Genomic DNA, 20,379 nt, shown 5'->3' with positions numbered 1-20,379 from the left:
CCGCCCCTGGCCAGCAACAATTGTGGTTGTCCGCCTGTGGTTAACCACAATGCTGCACTTGTCATAAGCCACTAGCATATGTAGATGCAAGCCCTGCCCCCCGCCCTGCCGGCCCACCCCCAGCTCTGGCTGCTCCCGCGCCTTGCGCTGCTGCTGTTCGTGGCGGCCGTGCTCGGCCTGCTCAGTTATCTGCGCGTGAGCGAGCGCGAGGAAGCCCGCCTCGTGCTGATCAGCGATGTGCTGTGGATAGAGCAGAACCTGCGCTTTCAATTCGATCAGACCGAGGAGCGACTGACTTCGCTGCTGGTCAGCGCACGCGAGGGCAAGCTGGACGAGGCGAGCTTCCGCCTGCGCGCGCGCCTGATCGGCGAAGGCAACCCGGCGCTCAGTGGCGTGCGTCTGCAGCTGGGCAAGCAGGTGTTCCTGTATGGTGAACAGGCCAGCGATGCGGGCCTGGCTGACGCGCGCAAGCTGGCCCAGGCGCGCAGCAAGGCCGCCTATACCGATCTGCTCAACCGTGATGGCCAGGTGGCCGTGGTGCTGCGCGATAGCGAGCACGAGGTCAGCGCGGTGCTGACCCTGCCGCGCCTGCTCTCTCAGCAGGTGCCGTGGTGGTTCGCCAATAAATACCGGCTCGCCCTGCTCGATGCCCAGGGCCAGGAAGTGGCCAGCAAATCGCGCGTGGCGGCCGATGACGATGCGCTCAGCTACCAGCTGTCCTTCGACCCGCCCGGCCACGGCATGGTGCTCAAGGTAGTCGCCTATCGCGCGCCCACCGGCATCGTGCAGAAGGGCTTGGTGGCAGGCGTCATCGTGCTGGCGCTGATCGTGCTGTACACCTGGTGGCGCCTGCACCGCCAGGTGCAGGGCCGGCTAAGCGCCGAGCTGGCGCTGCGCGAGGAACATGCCTTCCGTACCGCCATGGAAAGCTCGCTCTCGGTGGGCATGCGCGCGCGCGACCTCGACGGGCGGATGATCTATGTAAACCCGGCCTTCTGCCGCATGACTGGCTACAGCGCCACCGAGCTGATCGGCAGTACCCCGCCCTACCCTTACTGGACCGAGGACGTGGCCAGCCACCAGGCGCTGAACGAGGCGGTGCTGGCCGGGCGCGCGCCGCACGATGGCTATGAGCTGACCATGCGCCACCGCGATGGCCACCTCGTGCACACCCGCGTCTACACCACGCCACTGATCGATGCGACTGGCAAGCAGCGCGGCTGGATGAGCTCGGTGGTCGATATCACCGCCCAGAAGGCGGCCGAGGCACGCGAACATGAACAGGAAGAAAAGCTGCGCCAGACCGGCCGCCTGATCGCCATGGGCGAGATGGCCTCCACCCTCGCGCACGAGCTCAATCAGCCGCTGATGGCCATGAGCACCTATGCCAGCGCCGCACGCCAGTTCGCCAGCCAGGGCGAGGCCAACATGCTCGACTCCACGCTGAGCAAGATCGCCGAGCAGGCGCAGCGTGCCGCCGGCGTGGTGCGGCGCATCCGCGAATTCGTGCGCAAGCATGCGCCACATAGCGAGCCTTGCGACCTGAATGCGATTGCACTCGATACGCTGGAACTGATCGAGCCCGATGCGCGAGCGCGCCTGGTGCGGCTGCGCTACGAGCTGGTGGCTGGCATGCCCATCATCCAGGCCGACCGCGTGCTGCTTGGCCAGGTGATGGTCAATCTGCTGCGCAACGCGGTCGACGCCTGCGTCGACCAGCCCACCGAGCGGCGCGAGGTGATGCTGCAGACGCGCTTTGACGCGCACAGCGTGCAGCTGAGCGTGCGCGACCGCGGCCATGGCATCAGCCCCGAGGCGGCCGAGCGGCTGTTCGAGGCCTTTTACACCACTAAATCCCTGGGCATGGGCATAGGCCTGAATATCTGCCGCTCCATCATCGAGCAGCACCACGGCCAGCTCGGCTTCAGCAATCTGCCCGAGGGCGGCACCCACTTTTATCTGAGCCTGCCACGATGAATACCAAACCGGTTTACCTGATCGACGACGATGCCGCGGTACGCGATGCCCTGGCCCTCTTGATGCTGTCGCACGGCTACACGGTGCGCGCCTTCGAAAGCGGCGAGACCTTTCTGGCCGCCATCCAGGCCGATAGCGAGGGCGTGGCCGTACTCGATGTGCGCATGCCCGGCCTGTCCGGCCTCGATGTGTTCGACCGCCTGCGCGAGCAGGACAGCGAGCTGATCGTGATCTTCCTGTCCGGCCACGGCGATATCCCGATGGCCGTGCAGGCGGTCAAGCAAGGCGCGTTCGACTTCCTGGAAAAGCCGTGCAGCGAGCAGGCGCTGCTGAACAAGATCGACGACGCGCTGGAGGTGGCGCTGGGCCGCCAGGCCTCGCGCGGCAACCAGCACGAGGCCGAGAAGCGCCTGGCCACCCTGTCGCCGCGCGAGCGCGAGGTGATGGAGCGCGTACTGGCCGGCAAATTGAACAAGCAGATCGCCGACGAACTGAATATCGCCATCCGGACCGTAGAAGTCCACCGCGCCAATGTGTTTGCCAAGATGGGCGTGCGCTCCGCGCTCGACCTGGCCCAGCTGCTGGCGGCGCGCTGAAACCTGTTTCCCCACCCACCCAAGCAATGGAAGAGACCGTATGAAAATCCTGCTGACCCTGCTGGCCACAAGCCTGGCAATCGGCGCCCACGCCGACGACCTGGACAAGATCCGCGCCAAGGGCGAAGTCATCATCGGCGTGCGCGACAGCTCACCGCCGTTTGGCTTCTTCGATAAATCCCACGGCACGGTGTCCGGCTATGACATCGACTTTGCCAACTATGTGGTACGCAAGCTCGGCGTGAAGCCGGTGTTCAAGACCGTGGACCCGGCCGACCGCATCAAGGCCTTGAAGGACGGGCGTGTGGACCTGGTGTTTGCCTCGCTGGCCAAGAATGCCGAGCGCGAGAAGGAAGTGGACTTCAGCGTCGGCTACTATGTGTCGACCCAGAAGCTGGTAGCCAAGAAGGGCCAGTTCAAGGGCCTGCTGCAGCTCGACCAGATGACCGTGTGCGCACCGACCGGCACCACCAATGCCCGCTATCTGAAGGACCTGTCGCAGACGGTCAAGGTGGTGGCGCTGGCCGACTACGCCGAATCCTTCAATGCGCTGCGCGATGGCCGCTGCGAAGCGGTTTCGGGCCCGGAAGCCACGCTGCTCGGCAATCTGTCCAAGATGCCAAACAAGCAAGCTTACGAGGTGCCCGATGTGCCGATCGCCTCCGAAGCGCTCGGCGTAGGCATCCGCAAAGGTGAGAAGCGTCTGCAGCAGGCCGTGAATGAAGCGCTGGCCGATGCCGAGACCACGGGCGAGGCCGCGAAGATCTATGACCGCTGGTTTGGCACTGGCGCCGCCGTGCAGCTGCCACGCTCGTTCAGGATCAGCCGCTAAGCGGCTTCCCCGCCCGCATGGCGCAGCAGACCGAGCAGGTCCTGCTGTGCCATCGGGCGGTGGAACAGAAAGCCCTGGAATTCGCTCAGGCCCAATGCGGTCAACACCGCCAGCTGGCTGGCTGTTTCCACGCCTTCCGCCACCAGGGCCATGCCCAGCGCGTGACACAGGTCGACAATGCCGGCCAAGAGCTTGCCCGAGCGACTATCGCGTTCGATATCGCGCAGAAAGGCCCGGTCTATCTTCACCACATCGAAGGGCAGATCGCGCAGATAGCTGAGCGAGGAGTAGCCGGTACCGAAATCGTCGAGCGCCAGCGTGAAGCCATGCTGTTTGAGCCGCAGCAATAGCGTCTCGATGACCAGCTTATTGTCGAGAAAAGCCGATTCGGTGATTTCCAGCTGCAGGCGCTGCGGCGCAATGCCCTGCTTGCGGCAGCTGTCCAGCAGCACTTGTTCGAGCGCTGGGTCCTGCAATTGCAGCGGCGACAGATTGACCGCCACCGATAGCTGATCGGCCCCGGCCGCATCGAATTCGCGCACCAGGGCGGCAGCCTCGCGTATCGCCTGATGGCCGATCTGCACGATCAGGCCGGTCTCCTCGGCCAGCGGGATGAACTGCACCGGCGACACCGCACCATATTCCTCGGTATGCCAGCGTATCAACAGCTCGCAGCCGCTCAGGCCACCATCGGCCCGCACCTTGGGCTGGGCCACGAAACTCAGCGCATTGCGCTCGACCGCCTGGCGCAGCAAGGCAATCAGGCGCATGCGCTGCAGACCGCCGGAATCCAGATCAGGATGGTAATGCCGCGCCTGATCGCGCCCAGCGCGCTTGGCCGCATACATGGCCACATCGGCACGGCGCAGCAAGGTGCCCGCATCGTCGCCATCGTCGGGTGCCACGGCAATCCCGATGCTGCCGCTGATGCCAGTCAGATGCCCACCGATGGCAATCGGCTGACGCAGCACATGCAAGAGACGCTGGGCCAGTTTGTCGCTGCGCTGGGTGGTCTCGCTCTCGTGCAGCACCGCCACGAATTCATCACCCCCCCAGCGCGCCAGCATGTCCTGGCTGGATAGCTCGGCCTGCAGCTGGCCCGCCACGATCTGCAGCAGGCTATCGCCCGCCTCGTGGCCGAGCGAGTCGTTCACGCTCTTGAAGCCATCCAGATCGATGAACAGGAGGCTGATCAGCTTGCCGGGCACCAGGCTGGCCAGGCGTACCGCCAGCACTTCCTGCAGCGCGTGCCGGTTGGGCAGGCGGGTCACCGCGTCCTCGCGGGCCAGGCGCTCCAGTGTGCTGGCCGCCTGGCGCCGCTCGGAGATATCGCGCAGCGTGGCGATCAGATAGGGCGCGTTGCCGGCCTGGGCCGCGAAACGGTTGATGCTGATCTCCAGCGGCAGGCCACGCTCATGCACGCGGTTGAGCATGATCTCGGCACGGCCGAAGCCCTGGTCGCGCAGGCGGCGCAACATGGCTTCCGGCAGGTCGATAAAGCGGCAGAAGCTGTCGCCGCCCACGTTCTGCTGACGCAGGCCAATCAGGTCGAGAAAGGTCTGGTTGGCCTCGATGATCTGCCACTGCTCAGTCATCACGACCATCGCATCGCGCGAGCTGGCAAAGGCTGAGGCCATCAGGCGCAGCGCGTCCTCGGCCGCGCGGTAACGGCTCACATCCTTGACCGTACCCACCACGCGCTCGGCCCAGCCATCGGCGCGGCGCGTCACTGCCTGGCCGCGCACGCGTATCCAGCGCCAGCTGTCGCCGCGCCGAAAGCGCAGCAGCAGGTCGAGCGTTTCATGGTTGCCGGCCAGGTGCATGCCCCAGATCAAGCTGGTCGACTCAACATCGTCGGGATGCACGAGACGCAGGAGGTCGAAAAAAGTCTCGTCGCTGAAGGCCGGCTCGCCGCGCGCGCGGCTGAAACTGCGCAGCAGAAAGGTGTCCTTGGCGGCATCCCATTCCCAGATCGCCTCGCCACTGGCCCAGAGCGCCAGCTCGAGCTGGCGCTGCGACTCGGATGCCTGCTGCAGGGCCAGATACAGCTCATCGCTCTTGCTGGACAAGAGCACCTCGGCCGCCTTGCGCGCCGCCCGCTCGCGCTCCAGGCGGCGCTGCATCAGGGCCAGCTCGGCGGCTTGTGGGTCGGATTGTGTATCGCTCATGGCTGCCGGTCTATCTGGAAACGCACTATCGCCCGCCCCTCGAACTCAGCCGGCGCCTGCGAAATCTGCACGGCTTCGCGGTAGTGGCGGGCGGCACCGCGCATCAGGCCCAAGGCCAACGCTTCCATGCCGCGCGGCGATTCATAGGCCAGCATCAGCTGCTGCGCGCTGCGCGCCAGCACGGTGAAGCGCGGCAGCTGGGCGGCCGGGTAGAGCTTGCGTACTTCGCGGTGGATCTCGCCATCGATGCTGGCCAGGAAGTCGAACAGATTGGCGCGTGCGCTGAACATCTGCGGATAGGCAGCCACGAAGCGGCCAAGCAGATGTTCGCCAAATGCGCACACCAGATCGGCCACCGCGATGCCGCTGCGCTCGGACAGCGCCGCCAGCAGCGCGAGCATTTCCGCATGTGGGTAATAGCCAACCGCGGTATACGCGCCACCATGCGGCAGCGCCGCCGCCGCGATCACGCTATCGGCCAGCTCGGGTGAAAAGCGGCTTTCCACCATCTCGATGAATTCGGTAAACACCATGCCCAGCATTGGCCCATTCCTTTTCGGGCTATCGCGCCCTTTGCTGTGAACCACTCTGGCACGTGGCAGGCAATTTTGAAATATCGGCCTTCCGCAGCCCAAGCCCTCATAGGCGTGGCGCGAATTCGGCACAGCCGCTGCCGCAGATGGTCAGCCGGCATCGCCAGCGGTGCGTGTACCGGCCAACCAGGCTAGGGCGCGTAGCCTGGTGACCACCCTCAGCATTCGAGCGCCACTTTATTTTCCAGATCAATCACTTGCCGTATTCACCCTCACTATTCAGCCGCCGCTGAACACCCATCCATACCAAACTGTCAATCTCAGTTACGACATTGGCATAGCAAATGCTTACAACTTACTTACATTTCCTCGCACGTACATCGCCGTGACGGGGAAGAAGAACAATCGGTGCACCCAATCGCCATCACGAGGTGAGATGTTATGGATAGGCAAACTTCCCCGGCCGCTTGGCTGTTGGGCGGCCGGCTGCTGGTCGGCTTATTGATTGGATTACTCGGCCTGAGCGCCTGCGGAGGCGGCGGTGGTGACACCGGCAGCAGCGCCCCACCCAGCAGCACGCCACCGGTGAGCAACCCGCCCACCAGCGGTGACAGCTATGTGCCGCTGAGCTGGAATGATGCCGAGCCCCATAGCCAGTACACGCTGGCCGACGGCACGCTGGTCAGCCGCCTGGGTGGCCGGGTGCGCGACCGCCATGCGCGCGAGCAGTCCGAGGCGGCCAGCAATCTGGGCCAGGACCTCTATCAAGTGTTCGCCCCGCACTACTTCGAGCGGCGCACCCACGACATCACGCTGTACGACCAAGCAGTACCGGGCAAGCCGGATAACCGCATGCTGACCGTGGTGGTGCGCCCGCAGTGGTGGTGGTATGGCACCAACTTCCGCCATGGCTTTATCGGCCGGCGCGATGACGACCCGCAAGGGCCGGCCGCGGTGGCGCTGTATGGCGATAACGGCGGCATGAAACTGCTGCCGGCCTTCAGCCTGAAAAGCGGCCAAGAGCTGAAAACCCCGCTCGCCAATTACGACAGCCTGCCTGGCGACCCAAACAGCAATTACGACACCGACCTGGCCGTGCCGCCCAAGGATGGCGAGTTCGTGCTGGTCAAGGAGATACGCTACTCACCCGGCCTGCGCCGCGAGCTGCGCGCGGGTGATCTGGTCGAGTTCGAGCTGGGCATCTTCCTGGCTGGTAAGCAGGGTGATGCGCTCGGGCGCTTCAACTATTACGCCGATGCCATCGTCTACCAGATGGGCAGCCCCGGCGCGCGCGCCTGGCAGCGCGGCCCCTGCTGCAACGCCGGGCAGACTCCCTGGGATTCGAAGCTAATGCCAGACAGCGCGCTAGCCGGTGGGCGCAATATGACCTTGCACGAAGATGCATCCTACGAGCCGGAAATGAACCTGATGCAGGCCGGCACCAATATCGCCGGGCGCAATATCCAGCGCTTTGCCGAAGGCCGCCGCCTATTCCATTCCTCCTTCCTGAACGGCGCGCATATGGAAGCCGGCAACCCCACCTTGCTCAGCCAGGTGGCGAACAAGGCCGGACCGAACTTCCAGCAGGCCACCTGCATCCAGTGCCATTTCAATAATGGCAAGAGCTCGCCGGGTCTCGGTGTCGCGCTCAGCAATATGGTGGTGCTGACGGGCGAGAACGATGCGGCCGGCCAGCTACGTATCGATGGTCGCTTTGGCGGACGCATTGCCATGGGCCTGGTGCAGGACGGCAACAAGACCCATGACGGCCGCCAGGCCGTGTTGAAGATTGCCAGCTACAGCAGCGTGGACGGCCAGTACGCCGATGGCACGCGCTATACCTTGCAGAAGCCCAACTACACGCTCAGCGATCTGGATGGCAAGCCGCTGGCTCTGCCGGCCCGCTTGTCGGTACGCGCCACGCCGCATCTGGCCGGCATGGGCTTGCTGGAGGCGGTGCCGGAAGCCGATATCGCCGCCCTGGCCAAGGCCAGCGAGCATGACCCGGATGGCGCCGTGGGCCGCCTGCAGCTGGTGCCAGACCTCGCTAACCCCGCCATCCAGCGCCTCGGTCGTTTTGGCTGGCGCGCCACCTCAGCCAGCGTGCTCGACCAGACGGCAGAAGCCTTGAACGGCGATATGGGCGTGACCAGCCGCCTCAAGCCCAAGCATCTATGCGGTCTGGCCGATGGTGGTAGTGCCTGCAGGACTGCTGATGCCGCCGGCCCCGAAATCAGCGATGCCGAGATCGATCTGCTGACCCGTTATGTGAGCCTGCTCGGTGTGCCGCCACAGCGCCACTTCGCTGGCCAGCAGCCGCAGGGCATCGTGGCCACCAAGATCCTGAGCCAGGGTGCGGCCACGACTGCGGCACAGGAAGCGGCTGAACTGGCCAAGCAACAGGATGTGGCACGTGGCGGCCAGCTGTTTGCCGCGGCCCGCTGCACGGCCTGCCATGTGGCCAGCCTGAACACCGGCAGCCAGCATCGTTTTGCCGAGCTGCGCCAGCAGACCATACGGCCGTATACCGACCTGCTGCTGCACGATATGGGCCCCGAGCTGGCCGATAGCTACCCGCAGGGCCGCGCCAGCGGGCAGGAATGGCGTACCGCGCCGCTATGGGGCCTGGGTCTGCTGGCCAGCATCAATCCGAATACCCGCTATCTGCACGACGGCCGCGCGCGCAACCTGGAAGAAGCCGTGCTTTGGCATGGCGGCCAGGCCAGCAAGAGCCGCGAGCGCTTCAAGGCGCTCAGTGCCAAGGAACGCCAACAACTCCTCGACTTCGTGAGTTCGCTATGAGCCACTTACTGCAAACCCGCCGTGACTTCCTGCTGGCTGCCAGCATTGCCCTAGGCCTGGCGGCCTGCGGTGGCGATGGCGGCACGGCGGCCACGCCCGCCCCGACACCCACGCCGGAAACACCGCCCAGCCCGCGCAAGAGCGCCAAGCGCGGCATTGCCTATGATCTGGCCAGCGCGGCCGACCTGGCAGCCCTCTCGTCCGGAGTCAGCTGGTGGTACAACTGGAGCCCGCGCCCGCACGCCAACCTGCCGGCCGACTACCGCCAGCGCTATGGCATGGACTTCTATCCGATGCTGTGGAACGGCAATTTCGATGCCGCCGCCGTCATCGCCTGGTTACAGGCCAATCCCTCGGTGCGCTATCTGCTGCTGATGAATGAGCCGAATCTGCGCGACCAGGCCAATCTGACCCCCGCCCAGGCGGCTGACATCTGGCCGCGTTACGAGGCGGTGGCGGCCGCCACCGGGGTGCAACTGGTCGGCCCGGCCATCACCTGGGGCACCCTGCCCGGCTTTGAAGACCCTATCGTCTGGATGGATGCCTTCCTGGCCGCCTATGCGGGCGCGAATGGCGGCCGAGCACCGCGCATCGATTACCTGGCCTTCCACTGGTACGACTACGGCCTGGCCGGTCAGCTCGACCGCCTGGCCAAGTACGGCAAACCCTTCTGGGTGACCGAGTTTGCCAACTGGCACGCACAGGCCGACGGTGCGCAGATCGACACCCTGGCCAAGCAAAAGCAGCAGATGAGCGAGATGGTGGCGGTGTGCGAACAACGCGCCGATGTATTCCGCTATGCGTGGTTTACCGGGCGCTGGACCAATGATGTGCACCACACCAGCCTGCTGGGCGGCGAAGGCCGGCTGAGCGAGCTGGGCGAGCACTATCTGGCCCAGCCGTTCCGCTAAGACCGGGTCAGGCATACACAAGGGCCGAGTGGCACCCGCAAGCCACCCGGCCCTTGCGTGCTGGCGAGGCAAACCCGCTAGCTGCGGTGCCAGCCAGACGCCAGTCTGGGTTACTGCACGCCGCTGTCAGCCCGTGCGCGCCACCTTAAGCGCTGCTTAAGCCAGCCATGGCCTAATAGCCGCCATTGCCAATGGGCGATGCGGCCGGCCAAGGGGGTTGTGCGCATCGGCCCGGCTGGATGGGTCGATGCAGCTTTCCTTTCACTTTCCCACGCCACTGCAGACCAGCCGCTGGGGCTGGCTCAGCCAGCGCCCGCGCCTGAGCAGCGAGACGCTGACCGCGCTGCTATGCGCTTACTTCGTACTGTTCTGCAATGCCGGCTTCTGGCATGGCGCGCTGAGCGGGCGGCCATTCTGGGCCTGGCAGAGCTGGCTGTTCACGCTGGCCGTGGGCCTGGCGCTGCTCGGCCTGCATTTCGCCCTGCTCGCCCCCTGGGTCAATCGCTGGAGCGCCAAGCCGCTGCTGGCCACCGCGGTGCTGGCCAGTGCCGCCGCCAGCTATTTCACCCAGCGCTACCAGGTGTATTTCGACACGAGCATGCTGCGCAATCTGCTGAAAACCGATGTGCGCGAGGCGAGCGAGCTGTTCAACTGGGGTCTATTGACCCATCTGCTCGCCTACGGCGCCTTGCCCTTGCTCCTGCTCTGGCGCGTGCAGTTGCGCCCTGCCCCCGTGCTGCGCGCCACCTTGCGCCGCCTGGCCTGGGTGCTGGCCGCCCTGCTCTTGTCCGCCGGCGCCATCCTGCTGGTATTCCAGGATTTCTCGTCCCTGATGCGCAATCACAAGGCACTGCGCCATCTGATCACCCCAGGCAATCTGATCGTATCGACCCTGCGCGTGGCCGCGGCCGAGAGTGCTCTGCCCAGCGGCCCCAAGCTGCCGGTCGGCACCGATGCGCAGCTGGGTGCCAGCTGGCGCAGCCGCAGCAAGCCAGCCGTGCTGGTCGTGGTGGTGGGCGAAACCGCCCGTGCCGCCAACTGGGGGCTTAATGGTTATGCGCGCCCGACCACGCCGGAACTCGCCAAGCTCCCGATCATCAACTTCCCCGCGGTCAGCGCCTGCGGTACCAATACCGAGGTCTCGCTGCCCTGCATGTTCTCGCCCTACGGCCGGCACGATTACGACGAGCGCGCCATCCGCCAGCATGAATCGCTGCTGCATGTGCTGCAGCACGCCAAGCTCGGCGTGCTGTGGCGCGACAATCAATCCGGCTGCAAGGGCGTGTGCAGCGACCTGCCGCTTGAACAGCTCGATGCGGCCAAAGACCCTGCGCTGTGCGAGGGCGAGCACTGCCTGGACGAAATCCTGCTCAAGGATCTGGACGCGCGTATTGCCGCCAGCCCGGGCAGCCTGGTCATCGTGCTGCACCAGCTGGGTAACCATGGCCCCGCCTATTACCGGCGCTATCCGGCCAGCCAGCGCGTATTCACCCCGACTTGCGATACGGCCGAGCTGCGCGACTGCACGCGCGAGCAGATCGTGAACAGCTACGACAACGCGCTGCGCTATACCGACCACCTGCTCGCGCAGACCATACAGCTGCTCGGTGCACAGACCAGCCACGACGCCGCACTGATCTATGTCTCCGACCACGGCGAATCGCTGGGCGAAAACGGCGTCTTCCTGCATGGGCTGCCGCGCGCCATCGCGCCCACGCAGCAAACCCAGGTGCCGATGCTGATGTGGTTGAGCCCCGGCTACCAGCAGAGCTTCGCTCTAAGGGCCGACTGCCTGGCCCGCCAGGCCCACAAACCGATCAGCCACGACTACCTGTTCCATACCGTGCTAGGGATGCTGGATGTGCAAAGCAGCGTGTATGCGCGCGATTACGATCTGAGCGCCGACTGCCGCAGCTAGCGTGTGCGCCGCCTGCGCTGTGGTGAAGCACGCAACAGCCGCGCATGCCCCTGTACTGGCATACCCACCGGTTTGCTATAGTCGCCCGCTTCTTCGGCTTGCGCCGAATCACCGAGGAAGCACCATGAAGCGGCTATCTACCCTGGCCCTGCTCGCCTTGCTGGCACTACCCACGCTGGCAGCACCGCTCCCGATGCGCCTGCCCGATGTGGCGGTGCCGCTCGCCTATCAGCTCTCGCTCGAGGTCAACCCCAATCAGCCGCGCCATCGCGGCGACGTCGTCATCGACCTGGAAGTGCGCAAGCCCAGCCGCACGCTGCGCCTGAATGCGACCGATATCGCCGTGCATGCGGCCCAGCTCGAGATGGACGGCCGCCGCTATCCGGCCCGCGCCAAGGTGCTCGACGATAATCTGCTCGAACTGCAGTTTGCCCAGCGCCTGCCCAAGGGGCGCGCCAAGCTCAGCCTGCGTTTTGGCGGGGCGATTCAGGACAAGGATGTGGCCGGGCTGTTCCGCCAGCAGGAGGGCGGCGACTGGTATGCGTTTACCCAGTTCGAGGCGACCAGCGCGCGCATGGCCTTCCCCAGCTTTGACGAGCCGGGCTGGAAAGTACCGTGGACACTGGCGCTGACCGTGCCCGAGCAGCTGACTGCGGTGGCCAATACGCCCATGCTGCGCGAGCTGAAGACCAAACCGGGCTGGAAGCGGGTCGAGTTCCAGACCAGCAAGCCCATGCCCAGCTATCTGCTCGCTTTCGGGGTCGGCCCTTTCGATATCGTGCCGGGTGGCAAAGTCGGCAACACCGCGCTGCGCTACATCACCCCGCGCGGCCGGGCAGCCGATGCCCGCTATGCGGCCAGCGTGACGCCGGCCATCGTGCGCGAGCTGGAAGCCTATTTCGGCATGCCCTACCCGTATGAAAAGCTCGACAGCCTGGTGCTGCCGCTGACGGTGGGCTTTGGCGCAATGGAGAATGCCGGACTGATCACCTATGCCTCCGGCCTGATCCTGGCCAAGCCCGAAGAAGAGACGGCCGGTTTCAAGCGCGACTATGTGGCGGTGGCCGCGCATGAGCTTGCCCACCAGTGGTTTGGCAATTACGTGACCATGGCCTGGTGGGACGATCTGTGGCTAAACGAGTCGTTTGCCTCCTGGATGGGCGACAAGATCACCGCGCGGCTGATGCCCGACTGGCATTGGGATAGCAGCGTGCAGTTCTCGCGCGCCAATGCCATGCGCGTGGACCGGCTCGCGTCGGCACGGCGCGTGCACCAGCCGGTACTGGTGAACCAGGACCTGGGTGGCGCGTTTGATGGCATTACCTATGACAAGGGCCAGACGGTGCTGGCCATGTTCGAAACCTGGCTGGGTGAAGCGCGCTTTCAGGCCGGTGTGCGCCGCTATATGGACCGCCATGCCTGGGGCAATGCCACCGGGGCTGACTTTATCGCCGCACTGAGCGCCGGCGATGCCGAGCTGGCTGAAGCTTTCGCGAGCTTTATCGAACAGCCGGGCATTCCGCGCCTCGATGTGCAGCTGCTATGCGACGCGCAGCCGCGCCTGCGCATCCGCCAGGCGCGCTTCCTGCCGCTGGGCTCGCAGGCCAAGGCCGAGCAGCTTTGGCAGATTCCGCTCACCGTGCGCAGCCCGGCCGGCCAGACCCAGCTGCTGCTGAAAAGCGCCAGCGCCGAGCTGCCACTGCCCGATGCCAGCTGCCCGGCTTGGGTACTGGCGAATGTGAACGGCGTCGGTTACTACCGCGCGGTGTATGCGCCGGGCCAATTGCGTACCCTGCTGCGCGAGGCGCCACTGAATGTGAACGAAACCCTGGCGCTCCTGAACGATGCCGGCGCGCAGACTGAATCGGGTGATCTGCCGCTAGCCGATGCGCTCGACCTGGCCGAGCAGTTTGCCAGCCACCAGCGCCGCGAAGTGGTAGAAGCCGCGCGCGATCTGCTGCTAAAGGCCGAGGTACTGATCGGGCCGGCCGAGGCGGCCGCCTATGCACAGCGCTGGCAACGTGCGTTTGGTGAACGCGCGCGGGCGCTGGGGCTGCTCAGTAAGCCAGGCGATAGCGAGGACGACCGCCTGCTGCGTGCCGCCCTGCTGGAGAAGGTGGCCAAGCTCGGCCAGGACCGCGTCTTGCGCGATCAAGCCGGCAAGCTGACCCAGGCTTGGTTGCGCGACAAGACTAGCCTGGACCCGGCCAGCCGCCGCACGGTGCTGCGCAGCGCCGCCCTGGAGGGCGACCGCGCGCTGTTCGATGCCTTGCTGCAGGCCGTGGAAAGCACCAGCAACCGCAATGAGCGCGACGATCTGTATGCGGCACTGGCCAGCTTCAGCCGGCCCGAGCTGGCCGAGGCCGCGCGCCAGCTGATGCTGAACCCACGCCACGATCTGCGCGAAACACGCCGCATGCTACGCGTGCAGAACGAGGACGCTGTCCTGCGTGAGGGCGCGCTGCGCTTCGTGCTGCGCGAATTCCCGGCGCTGAGCCAGCGCATGGCCAAGGATGCGCCCGGCGGCCTGCCGCGCGACTTCAATGGCTTTTGCAGCGAGGACAAGGCCGCGGAACTGGCCGCCTTCTTCGGACCCAAGGCCAGCCGCTACGATGGCGGCGAGGCCACTCTGCGCCAGAGCCTGGAAAGCATACGGCTGTGCGCAGCCTTCCGTGCCGCACAGTCCGCTCATCTGCAGGCCGCCCTGGCCACACCTTGATGCGGGGGGCGGGCTTAGCCCCGCCCTGCTCTGCCGCCCTGAGCCGCAAGACCGGCCATGGCGGCAGGCCGCGCTAGCCGGCCTTGGCTTGGCCTGCTTCGCCCGCAAAAGCCTGCGGGTATTCGCGTGCATACCAGTCCTTGGCCGTGGCATGGTCAAGCGAGAGAAAGGCGCGAAAGCCGGGCAGCCATGGGTAGCAAAGCGCACAGAGCAACATGCCGAGGCCACAGATCAGATAGACGAGATCGACCTCGGCCTGCAGTAGCAGGATGCCGACCAGGGCTGGACCGAGCGTACCAGCCATATGCATGACCATCAGATTGCAGGCGCTGAAGCGGCCACGGAACTGATCGGGCACCGCCAGCATGCGATGGGTCTGGCCGATCAGCTGCATGCACGCGAGGCACAGCCCAGTGAAGAAAAAGCACAGCGGCAAGGCATAGCGCGCATCAAGAATGCCAACCAGCCCCAGGGCGACGCCCTCGCCAGCCAGGGCGGTAATCGCGATCGGATAGCGGCCGAAACGCTCGGTCAGTGCGCGCGCGGCATACAGCGCGCCGATCAGCATGCCGGCCGACAGCGCGGCCTCGCACCAGCCCAGCCAGGCGGCCGACCAGCCCAGGGACTGCACGCGCAGCGGCACCAGAAGGCCAATGGCCGGGCCGAAGAACAACATGGTGAAGAAGGAAAGGATGGTCCAGTAACGCTCGACCGGGATCACCCATTTGGCGCGCAGGCCGGCGGTCAGCTCGCGCGCCCAGTGGCGTGCCTCGCTGGGCGCCCGGTGCGAGCCGGTAGGAATGCGGAATGCCGCCCAGGCCGCCACCACGAACAGCGCCACATGCAGCCACAGCGCGGCCAGCACACCGGCCGTGGCCAGGATCAAGCCGCACAGGGCTGGGCCCAGCATGCGCCCGAGCGCCTGGGCGCTTTTCTGCAGCGCAAATGCCTCGGCCAGCTGCTCATGCGGCACCAGCTCGGCGGCAATACTCATCGCGGCCGGCTGCATGACGGCCAGGGCCATCACCGCCACCATCTCCAGCAGCACCAGCGGCAGCAGCGCGTACTCGAGCCATTGCACCATGCTGGCGAGCAGCAAGGTCTCCAGCACGAAGACGCTAAGGCCGGCGCCCAGCAGGGTGCGCTTCGGGTAACGGTCGGCCAACGGCGACAGCAGCGGCATGGACACGAAGGCGGTGGCCGACATCACCACGCCGTAGATGGCCAGATGGGCGGCACCGCCCTGCTCGGCCACCCACCAGGACACGGCCAGATGGCCGACCAGCAGGGAGAACACCGTCAGCACTTCGCTGATCATCAGCAAACGCACTGGCCGGCCCAGGCGGCGCATGCGCTCGCGGGTAGCACTCAACATCGTCTTGGTTTTCCAGGCGGGATAGCCGGCCCCGCTAGCGGGGCCGCCCGATTGATCGTCAAGCCAGCAGGGAGGCCAGGCGTTCGGCCGCCTCAATCAGCTGGGCTTCGCTGCTGAGCAGGTCCGGGCACAGGCGCAAGCCGGCCGAACGTGCATCGCCATTCACCCCCAGCGCACGCAGGCGTTCGGCCAGCTGCATGGGCTCGGCATGCGGAATGCTAAGGAAGGCGCCGTAATGGGCGCTGGCACCAAAGCTGGCAATGCCGCGCTCGGCCAGCGCATCGGCCAACAGTTGCTTTTGGCGCAGCGAATAGTCACGCAGGCGCGCTACGCCGATCGCGCTCAACAAGGCCAGCCCCGAGCGGGCCTGGTAGAAGCCGAGCGGGTTGAAGGTGGATTCCAGCCAGGCATCGCCACCGGGCGCAAAGGCGGGCGGCATCGGGCGCTGGTAGCTGAACGGGTCGAGCTTGGCGAACCAGCCGGTATCCAGCGTAGTGAGGCCGCTATCGAGCACCAGGGGCGATACATATAGCCAGCACACGCCCGGCCCGCCACGCAGGTATTTGTAGCTGCCGCCAATCGCGTAGTCGGCCCCGAGCGCGCTCAGATCAACCGGCAGCACGCCATAGCTGTGGTAAACATCGACCAGCACACGCACACCAAGCGCATGCGCGGCGGCGATCAGGCCGGGTAGGCCTTCCAGCACTTGGCCGGTGGCAAAGAACACCTGCGACACCACCACCAGATCGACACCGGCCAGGCGGGCGATCAGGTCCTCGGCATGAAACAGGCCATCGGCACGCGCCGGTACCCATTCGACTTCGGCACGGCCCTTGGCGGCATACTGCTTGAGGATATGGTCGATGGAATCGAACTCGCCGCTGCTGGTCAGCACGCGCGGCACATCGGCATAGCTATTGAGCACCGCGCGCAGGCCCTGGCCAGCACTGCTCTTGGGTACGATGGCATCGGCACGCGCCACATTGAGCACGGCGGCTGTCGCGGCGCGCCACCGCTGCATCTCATCCCACCATGGCATCCAGGCGTTATCCAGCTCGGCATACCAGGCTTGCAGGCCCTCAGCCACATCGCCGGCCAATGCATCGAGCGGGCGACCAAGCGAATGGTTGGCCAGGTAGATTTCGCGGCTGTCGCGCGCCAGCACCTGGCTGAACAGCGGGAAGAGGTGTTCGCGCAGGGCGGTTTCAGTCAGCGGACCAGTGCCCAAGGCGCTGACGGCCTGGGCAATGCGGGTAGCGGAAGGCGAAGAGGACATGCAGAAAGCGCTCGGGTCGGATAGGAACCAACAGCGCAGGCTGCCGGGTAGGCAGCCGCACTGGCCAGCGCGCCATGCTACTCCGCCGCGCCCGGCTTGCCGAGCGCGGCAGGCTAGCAACTAGCCGGGCAAGGCGTCCAGCAGGGTCGGGATGCCGAGCGGATAGTCGGCCGCGTCATCGCCCCAGATGGCAGCCAAGTCAATTTCCACCGGCAAGCTGGATGGGCTCAGGGTATCGACAATGGCGAACTCGGTGATGCGGGTTTCACGCTGTAGCGGCTGCTCGTAAGCACTGCCATCACGCGCGCGCAGCACATGCACCCAGGGTGCATCGACCAGGCCGCTGTGTGCGCTGACCACGCCCACTTCGCCATTGGCCAGCAACACCACCGTGCCAATCGGGTAGACGCCGAGCGCGCGGATAAACCAGGCGGCCTGCAGGCCATCGAATAGACGGCCACGCTCGATCAGCACATCGCGCAGCACCAGGCGTGCATCGTCGGCATCGCGATAACCACGCTCGCCCACCCGCGCGCAGAACAGGTCGGCCAGGCCGATCAGCTGCGCGGCGGCACTCACCTGTTCGCCACGCAGGCCCTGCGGATAGCCACTGCCATCCACCGCCTCGTGGTGTTCGAGCACCGCGCGCAGCCAGAGCGGGTCAACTACGCCCAGCTGAGCCAGCCTGTCGGCGCCCACCGTCGGGTGGCGGGTCACGATCAGCTGCTGAAGCGCGCTGAGCGGGCCGGACTGATTCGCCAACGCGTCGTGCAGCTCGTGCATGCCGATATTCATGGTCAGCGCGGCGGACAGGATGCCGCGCCGGCTGGTATCGCTGGCCTGCATAGCCTCCAGCACAATGGCCACGATGCAGGCGGTATTGACCGCATGGCGTGCCGCGCTGGGGCCGCCGCGGTGCAAAAGCGCGGTGGCAGTCAGCACGGCCGGATTACGCCGGCTGGCCTGCTCGATCAGCTCGACCACATGGTGGATGGCGACGGTGAAATTGGCTTGCGCCTCGGGCGCGGCCAGCAGCTGGGCCATGCGCGCGGTGGCGTGCAGCACGGTCTGCAAGGGGGTATGCGGTGGGCGCTGCCAGAGCGGCGTGGCCTCGACAAATAGGCCCAGGTCAACCAGGGCCTCGAGCGCCTCGCTGGCGAGCACGCTGCCTTCGGACAAGATCAGATTATTGCGCTGGCTGTACAGCGGCCAAGGCAGCGGCTGCTCAGCCGTCAGCTCGCCAGCGCGGATGCGACGCAGAACCATACTTCCTCCTGTGATACCGCAGGTCCGCGCAGCGTGTGCAAGCGGCCTGCTTCTAAGTGTCTACGCCCGCAAAGCCTTGCCCGGGGCGCTTGCGCTGATCTTAACGGTAAGCACCCATCACAGGAGCATATCTAGCTATGCCGCTACAGCTCGCTACGCACCTGGAACAGCTCGGGGAAGAAGGTCAGCTCCAGCGCGCGCTTCAGGAAAGCCACCCCGGACGAGCCGCCGGTGCCTTGCTTGAAACCGATGATGCGCTCTACCGTCTTCATATGCCGGAAACGCCAAAGTTGGAAGGCCTCTTCCACATCCACCAGCTTTTCGGCCATCTCATACGCCTCCCAATGCGCCTTGGGCTGCTGGTAGATGGTCTTGAACACGGCCACCACGCCAGGCTGCGCGCTATAGGGCTGGCTGAAATCGCGCTGCAGGCTTTCAGCAGGCACCGGCAGGCCACGCCGCGCCAAGAGCTGCAGGAAGGCATCCCACAGACTGGGCGCGTGCAGATCATGCTGGATCTGCGCATACAGGGTCGGGTCGTACTTGAACACCTCGGCCTGGCCGGCGTGCTTGTTGCCGAGCAGGAATTCCAGCGTGCGGTACTGATAGGACTGGAAACCCGAGGACTGGCCCAGCACCGGGCGGAACTCCGCATATTCGGACGGCGTCATGGTCTCCAGCACCGCCCACATATTGAACAGCTGCTGCTGGATCAGCTTCGCGCGCGCCAGAATCTTGAAGCAGGGTTCCAGCTCGTCCTGGTTCACATGCGCAATCGCCGCGCGCAGCTCATGGATCAGCTGTTTGAGCCATAGCTCGGATACCTGATGCTGGACGATGAACAGCATCTCATCATGGTGAGGCGGGTTGGACAGCGGCTGCTGGGCCGCCAGCAGCTGATCGAGGCGTAGATAGCCGCCATAGCTGAGCCGGTTGCTGAAATCGGTCTGAATGCCGGCCTCGAGATCACGCTGATTCGCTTGCATGGGAAGCACCTTGAATAGACAAGTGCCGGATGATGCGCGGGCCGGGCGCGATGCTCAAGCGGCATAGGCATGCACTATTGATTCACTTGAATCATTCAATTTTCATCAATCACCATCGCTTGCCATACTGCTTCCACCCCAGTGCCACACAAGGAGACCCGCGATGCATACACAGACTTTTGCCGGCTGGCTGAACGAGCTACTGGCTAATTACGCGCTCAGCCATTGAACACCTCTGCCCGCCCAGCATCCTGCTAGCGGCATCAGCGACCTCGTAAGCGCGAGTCAATCCCCAGATGACATCTGGCTGGCAAAAGCTCGGAGCTTGGTCTACACCGCTGCTGAGCGGCAAGGAAGCCGGTTGGTGTGGGCGCAAGCCTCCCGGCCGGCTTTTTTCTTGCTGCCGCAGCAGCACGGCCTTTGCGGCTGGTGTTCAGGCCACGCCCGTCTATAGTGGAGAAAAATATTCTAAGTAGCGGGCTGTCGTTATCGTCGTGGGAGGAAAGTCCATGCACACCCTAGCTCCAAGCCGGCACGCGCTAGCGCTTGCGGCCTTGCTGAGTATTAGTCTGGGCGTCAGCGCGCTCGACAAGCCCAAGGGCAAGCCCATCCTCGAACTCAGCGGCCAGATCAGTCAAACCAATGCCCCGCAGCAAGCCCAGTTCGATATGGCCATGCTGGCCGCCCTGCCCCAGCACAGTTTCAGCACCCAAACCCCGTGGTATCCCAAACCGGTCAAGTTCACCGGCCCGCTGCTACGTGACGTGCTGCGTGCGGCTGGCGCCCGTGGCAATACCATCGTGGCCGTGGCCTTGAACGACTACAAGACGGAAATTCCCTTTCAGGACGCCATGCAGTATCAGGTGATCGTGGCCCGCCTGATGAATGACAAGCCGATGCCGGTCAGGGAAAAAGGGCCGCTTTTCATCATTTACCCCTTCGACAGTCAGTCCGAGTTGCGCGCCGCCCTGTACTACAACCGCTCCGCCTGGCAGTTGCGCAGCCTGCAAATCAAATAGC

At 65.3% G+C, this 20,379-nt stretch carries 14 protein-coding genes; 8 read left to right on the top strand and 6 right to left on the bottom strand.

Annotated features, from left to right (window positions below; genetic code table 11):
• Positions 1-84 precede the first annotated feature (84 nt).
• The 3 genes from BT173_RS13090 to BT173_RS13080 are packed head-to-tail and all read left to right on the top strand — an operon-like array spanning position 85 to position 3,405.
• Positions 85-1,977 carry a sensor histidine kinase gene (locus BT173_RS13090; protein WP_084658572.1) on the top strand — a complete coding sequence of 631 codons (1,893 nt, stop codon included), beginning with the start codon at positions 85-87 and terminating at the stop codon, positions 1,975-1,977.
• Positions 1,974-2,573, top strand: a complete 600-nt coding sequence (locus tag BT173_RS13085; RefSeq protein ID WP_072429114.1) for a response regulator transcription factor — start codon at positions 1,974-1,976, stop codon at positions 2,571-2,573. Before BT173_RS13090 ends, BT173_RS13085 begins: the two co-directional genes overlap by 4 nt.
• 40 nt (positions 2,574-2,613) lie before the next feature.
• On the top strand, positions 2,614-3,405 hold the full coding sequence (locus BT173_RS13080) for a transporter substrate-binding domain-containing protein (RefSeq protein WP_072429113.1): 792 nt from the start codon (positions 2,614-2,616) through the stop codon (positions 3,403-3,405).
• Here BT173_RS13080 and BT173_RS13075 read toward each other — a convergent pair.
• Together BT173_RS13075 and BT173_RS13070 are read right to left on the bottom strand one after the other, a co-directional pair.
• Positions 3,402-5,573: a putative bifunctional diguanylate cyclase/phosphodiesterase gene (locus BT173_RS13075; protein WP_072429112.1), complete on the bottom strand. Its 2,172-nt coding sequence runs from the start codon at positions 5,571-5,573 to the stop codon at positions 3,402-3,404. The two genes, BT173_RS13080 and BT173_RS13075, sit on opposite strands and share 4 nt — an antisense overlap.
• Complete coding sequence (locus BT173_RS13070) at positions 5,570-6,115, bottom strand: heme NO-binding domain-containing protein (RefSeq protein ID WP_072429111.1); 546 nt, start codon at positions 6,113-6,115, stop codon at positions 5,570-5,572. Before BT173_RS13070 ends, BT173_RS13075 begins: the two co-directional genes overlap by 4 nt.
• 432 nt (positions 6,116-6,547) lie before the next feature.
• Between BT173_RS13070 and BT173_RS13065 the strand changes: the two genes are divergently transcribed.
• From BT173_RS13065 to BT173_RS13050, 4 genes are all read left to right on the top strand, one after another.
• Positions 6,548-8,908, top strand: a complete 2,361-nt coding sequence (locus BT173_RS13065) for a di-heme oxidoredictase family protein (RefSeq protein WP_084658566.1) — start codon at positions 6,548-6,550, stop codon at positions 8,906-8,908.
• Entirely contained in the window at positions 8,905-9,819 is a 915-nt protein-coding gene (locus tag BT173_RS13060; protein WP_072429109.1) for a glycosyl hydrolase, read from the top strand. The genes BT173_RS13065 and BT173_RS13060 overlap by 4 nt, the downstream gene beginning before the upstream one ends.
• 247 nt (positions 9,820-10,066) lie before the next feature.
• The gene (locus BT173_RS13055; RefSeq protein ID WP_084658563.1) at positions 10,067-11,737 is read left to right on the top strand and encodes a phosphoethanolamine transferase; all 1,671 of its coding nucleotides are present in this window, start codon (positions 10,067-10,069) and stop codon (positions 11,735-11,737) included.
• Positions 11,738-11,861: 124 nt separating this feature from the next.
• Positions 11,862-14,456 carry a M1 family metallopeptidase gene (locus BT173_RS13050; protein WP_072429108.1) on the top strand — a complete coding sequence of 865 codons (2,595 nt, stop codon included), beginning with the start codon at positions 11,862-11,864 and terminating at the stop codon, positions 14,454-14,456.
• A 73-nt stretch (positions 14,457-14,529) separates the two neighbouring features.
• On the opposite strand, the gene BT173_RS13045 is transcribed toward BT173_RS13050, so the two are convergent.
• From BT173_RS13045 to kynA, 4 genes are all read right to left on the bottom strand, one after another.
• On the bottom strand, positions 14,530-15,831 hold the full coding sequence (locus BT173_RS13045) for an MFS transporter (protein ID WP_084658560.1): 1,302 nt from the start codon (positions 15,829-15,831) through the stop codon (positions 14,530-14,532).
• A 58-nt stretch (positions 15,832-15,889) separates the two neighbouring features.
• Positions 15,890-17,107 carry an aminotransferase class V-fold PLP-dependent enzyme gene (locus tag BT173_RS13040; RefSeq protein WP_072429107.1) on the bottom strand — a complete coding sequence of 406 codons (1,218 nt, stop codon included), beginning with the start codon at positions 17,105-17,107 and terminating at the stop codon, positions 15,890-15,892.
• A gap of 120 nt (positions 17,108-17,227) precedes the next feature.
• Positions 17,228-18,373 carry an HD-GYP domain-containing protein gene (locus BT173_RS13035; protein WP_072429106.1) on the bottom strand — a complete coding sequence of 382 codons (1,146 nt, stop codon included), beginning with the start codon at positions 18,371-18,373 and terminating at the stop codon, positions 17,228-17,230.
• A 143-nt stretch (positions 18,374-18,516) separates the two neighbouring features.
• Positions 18,517-19,359, bottom strand: coding sequence for a tryptophan 2,3-dioxygenase (gene kynA / locus BT173_RS13030; RefSeq protein WP_072429105.1), 843 nt, complete (start codon positions 19,357-19,359; stop codon positions 18,517-18,519).
• A gap of 509 nt (positions 19,360-19,868) precedes the next feature.
• On the opposite strand from kynA, the gene BT173_RS13025 reads away from it, so the two are divergent.
• Complete coding sequence (locus BT173_RS13025; protein WP_072429104.1) at positions 19,869-20,378, top strand: putative pterin-binding protein; 510 nt, start codon at positions 19,869-19,871, stop codon at positions 20,376-20,378.
• Position 20,379: the final 1 nt, after the last annotated feature.

Source organism: Chitinimonas taiwanensis DSM 18899, assembly GCF_900119825.1.
Classification (GTDB): Bacteria; Pseudomonadota; Gammaproteobacteria; order Burkholderiales; family Chitinimonadaceae; genus Chitinimonas; species Chitinimonas taiwanensis.
This window is presented reverse-complemented; position numbering and strand designations above follow the sequence as displayed.

Coding starts and splice junctions, on each gene's coding strand:
- BT173_RS13090 (WP_084658572.1), top strand. CDS start 85: ATGCAAGCCCTGCCCCCCGCCCTGCCGGCCCACCCCCAGCTCTGGCTG.
- BT173_RS13085 (WP_072429114.1), top strand. CDS start 1,974: ATGAATACCAAACCGGTTTACCTGATCGACGACGATGCCGCGGTACGC.
- BT173_RS13080 (WP_072429113.1), top strand. CDS start 2,614: ATGAAAATCCTGCTGACCCTGCTGGCCACAAGCCTGGCAATCGGCGCC.
- BT173_RS13075 (WP_072429112.1), bottom strand. CDS start 5,573: ATGAGCGATACACAATCCGACCCACAAGCCGCCGAGCTGGCCCTGATG.
- BT173_RS13070 (WP_072429111.1), bottom strand. CDS start 6,115: ATGCTGGGCATGGTGTTTACCGAATTCATCGAGATGGTGGAAAGCCGC.
- BT173_RS13065 (WP_084658566.1), top strand. CDS start 6,548: ATGGATAGGCAAACTTCCCCGGCCGCTTGGCTGTTGGGCGGCCGGCTG.
- BT173_RS13060 (WP_072429109.1), top strand. CDS start 8,905: ATGAGCCACTTACTGCAAACCCGCCGTGACTTCCTGCTGGCTGCCAGC.
- BT173_RS13055 (WP_084658563.1), top strand. CDS start 10,067: ATGCAGCTTTCCTTTCACTTTCCCACGCCACTGCAGACCAGCCGCTGG.
- BT173_RS13050 (WP_072429108.1), top strand. CDS start 11,862: ATGAAGCGGCTATCTACCCTGGCCCTGCTCGCCTTGCTGGCACTACCC.
- BT173_RS13045 (WP_084658560.1), bottom strand. CDS start 15,831: ATGTTGAGTGCTACCCGCGAGCGCATGCGCCGCCTGGGCCGGCCAGTG.
- BT173_RS13040 (WP_072429107.1), bottom strand. CDS start 17,107: ATGTCCTCTTCGCCTTCCGCTACCCGCATTGCCCAGGCCGTCAGCGCC.
- BT173_RS13035 (WP_072429106.1), bottom strand. CDS start 18,373: ATGGTTCTGCGTCGCATCCGCGCTGGCGAGCTGACGGCTGAGCAGCCG.
- kynA (WP_072429105.1), bottom strand. CDS start 19,359: ATGCAAGCGAATCAGCGTGATCTCGAGGCCGGCATTCAGACCGATTTC.
- BT173_RS13025 (WP_072429104.1), top strand. CDS start 19,869: ATGCACACCCTAGCTCCAAGCCGGCACGCGCTAGCGCTTGCGGCCTTG.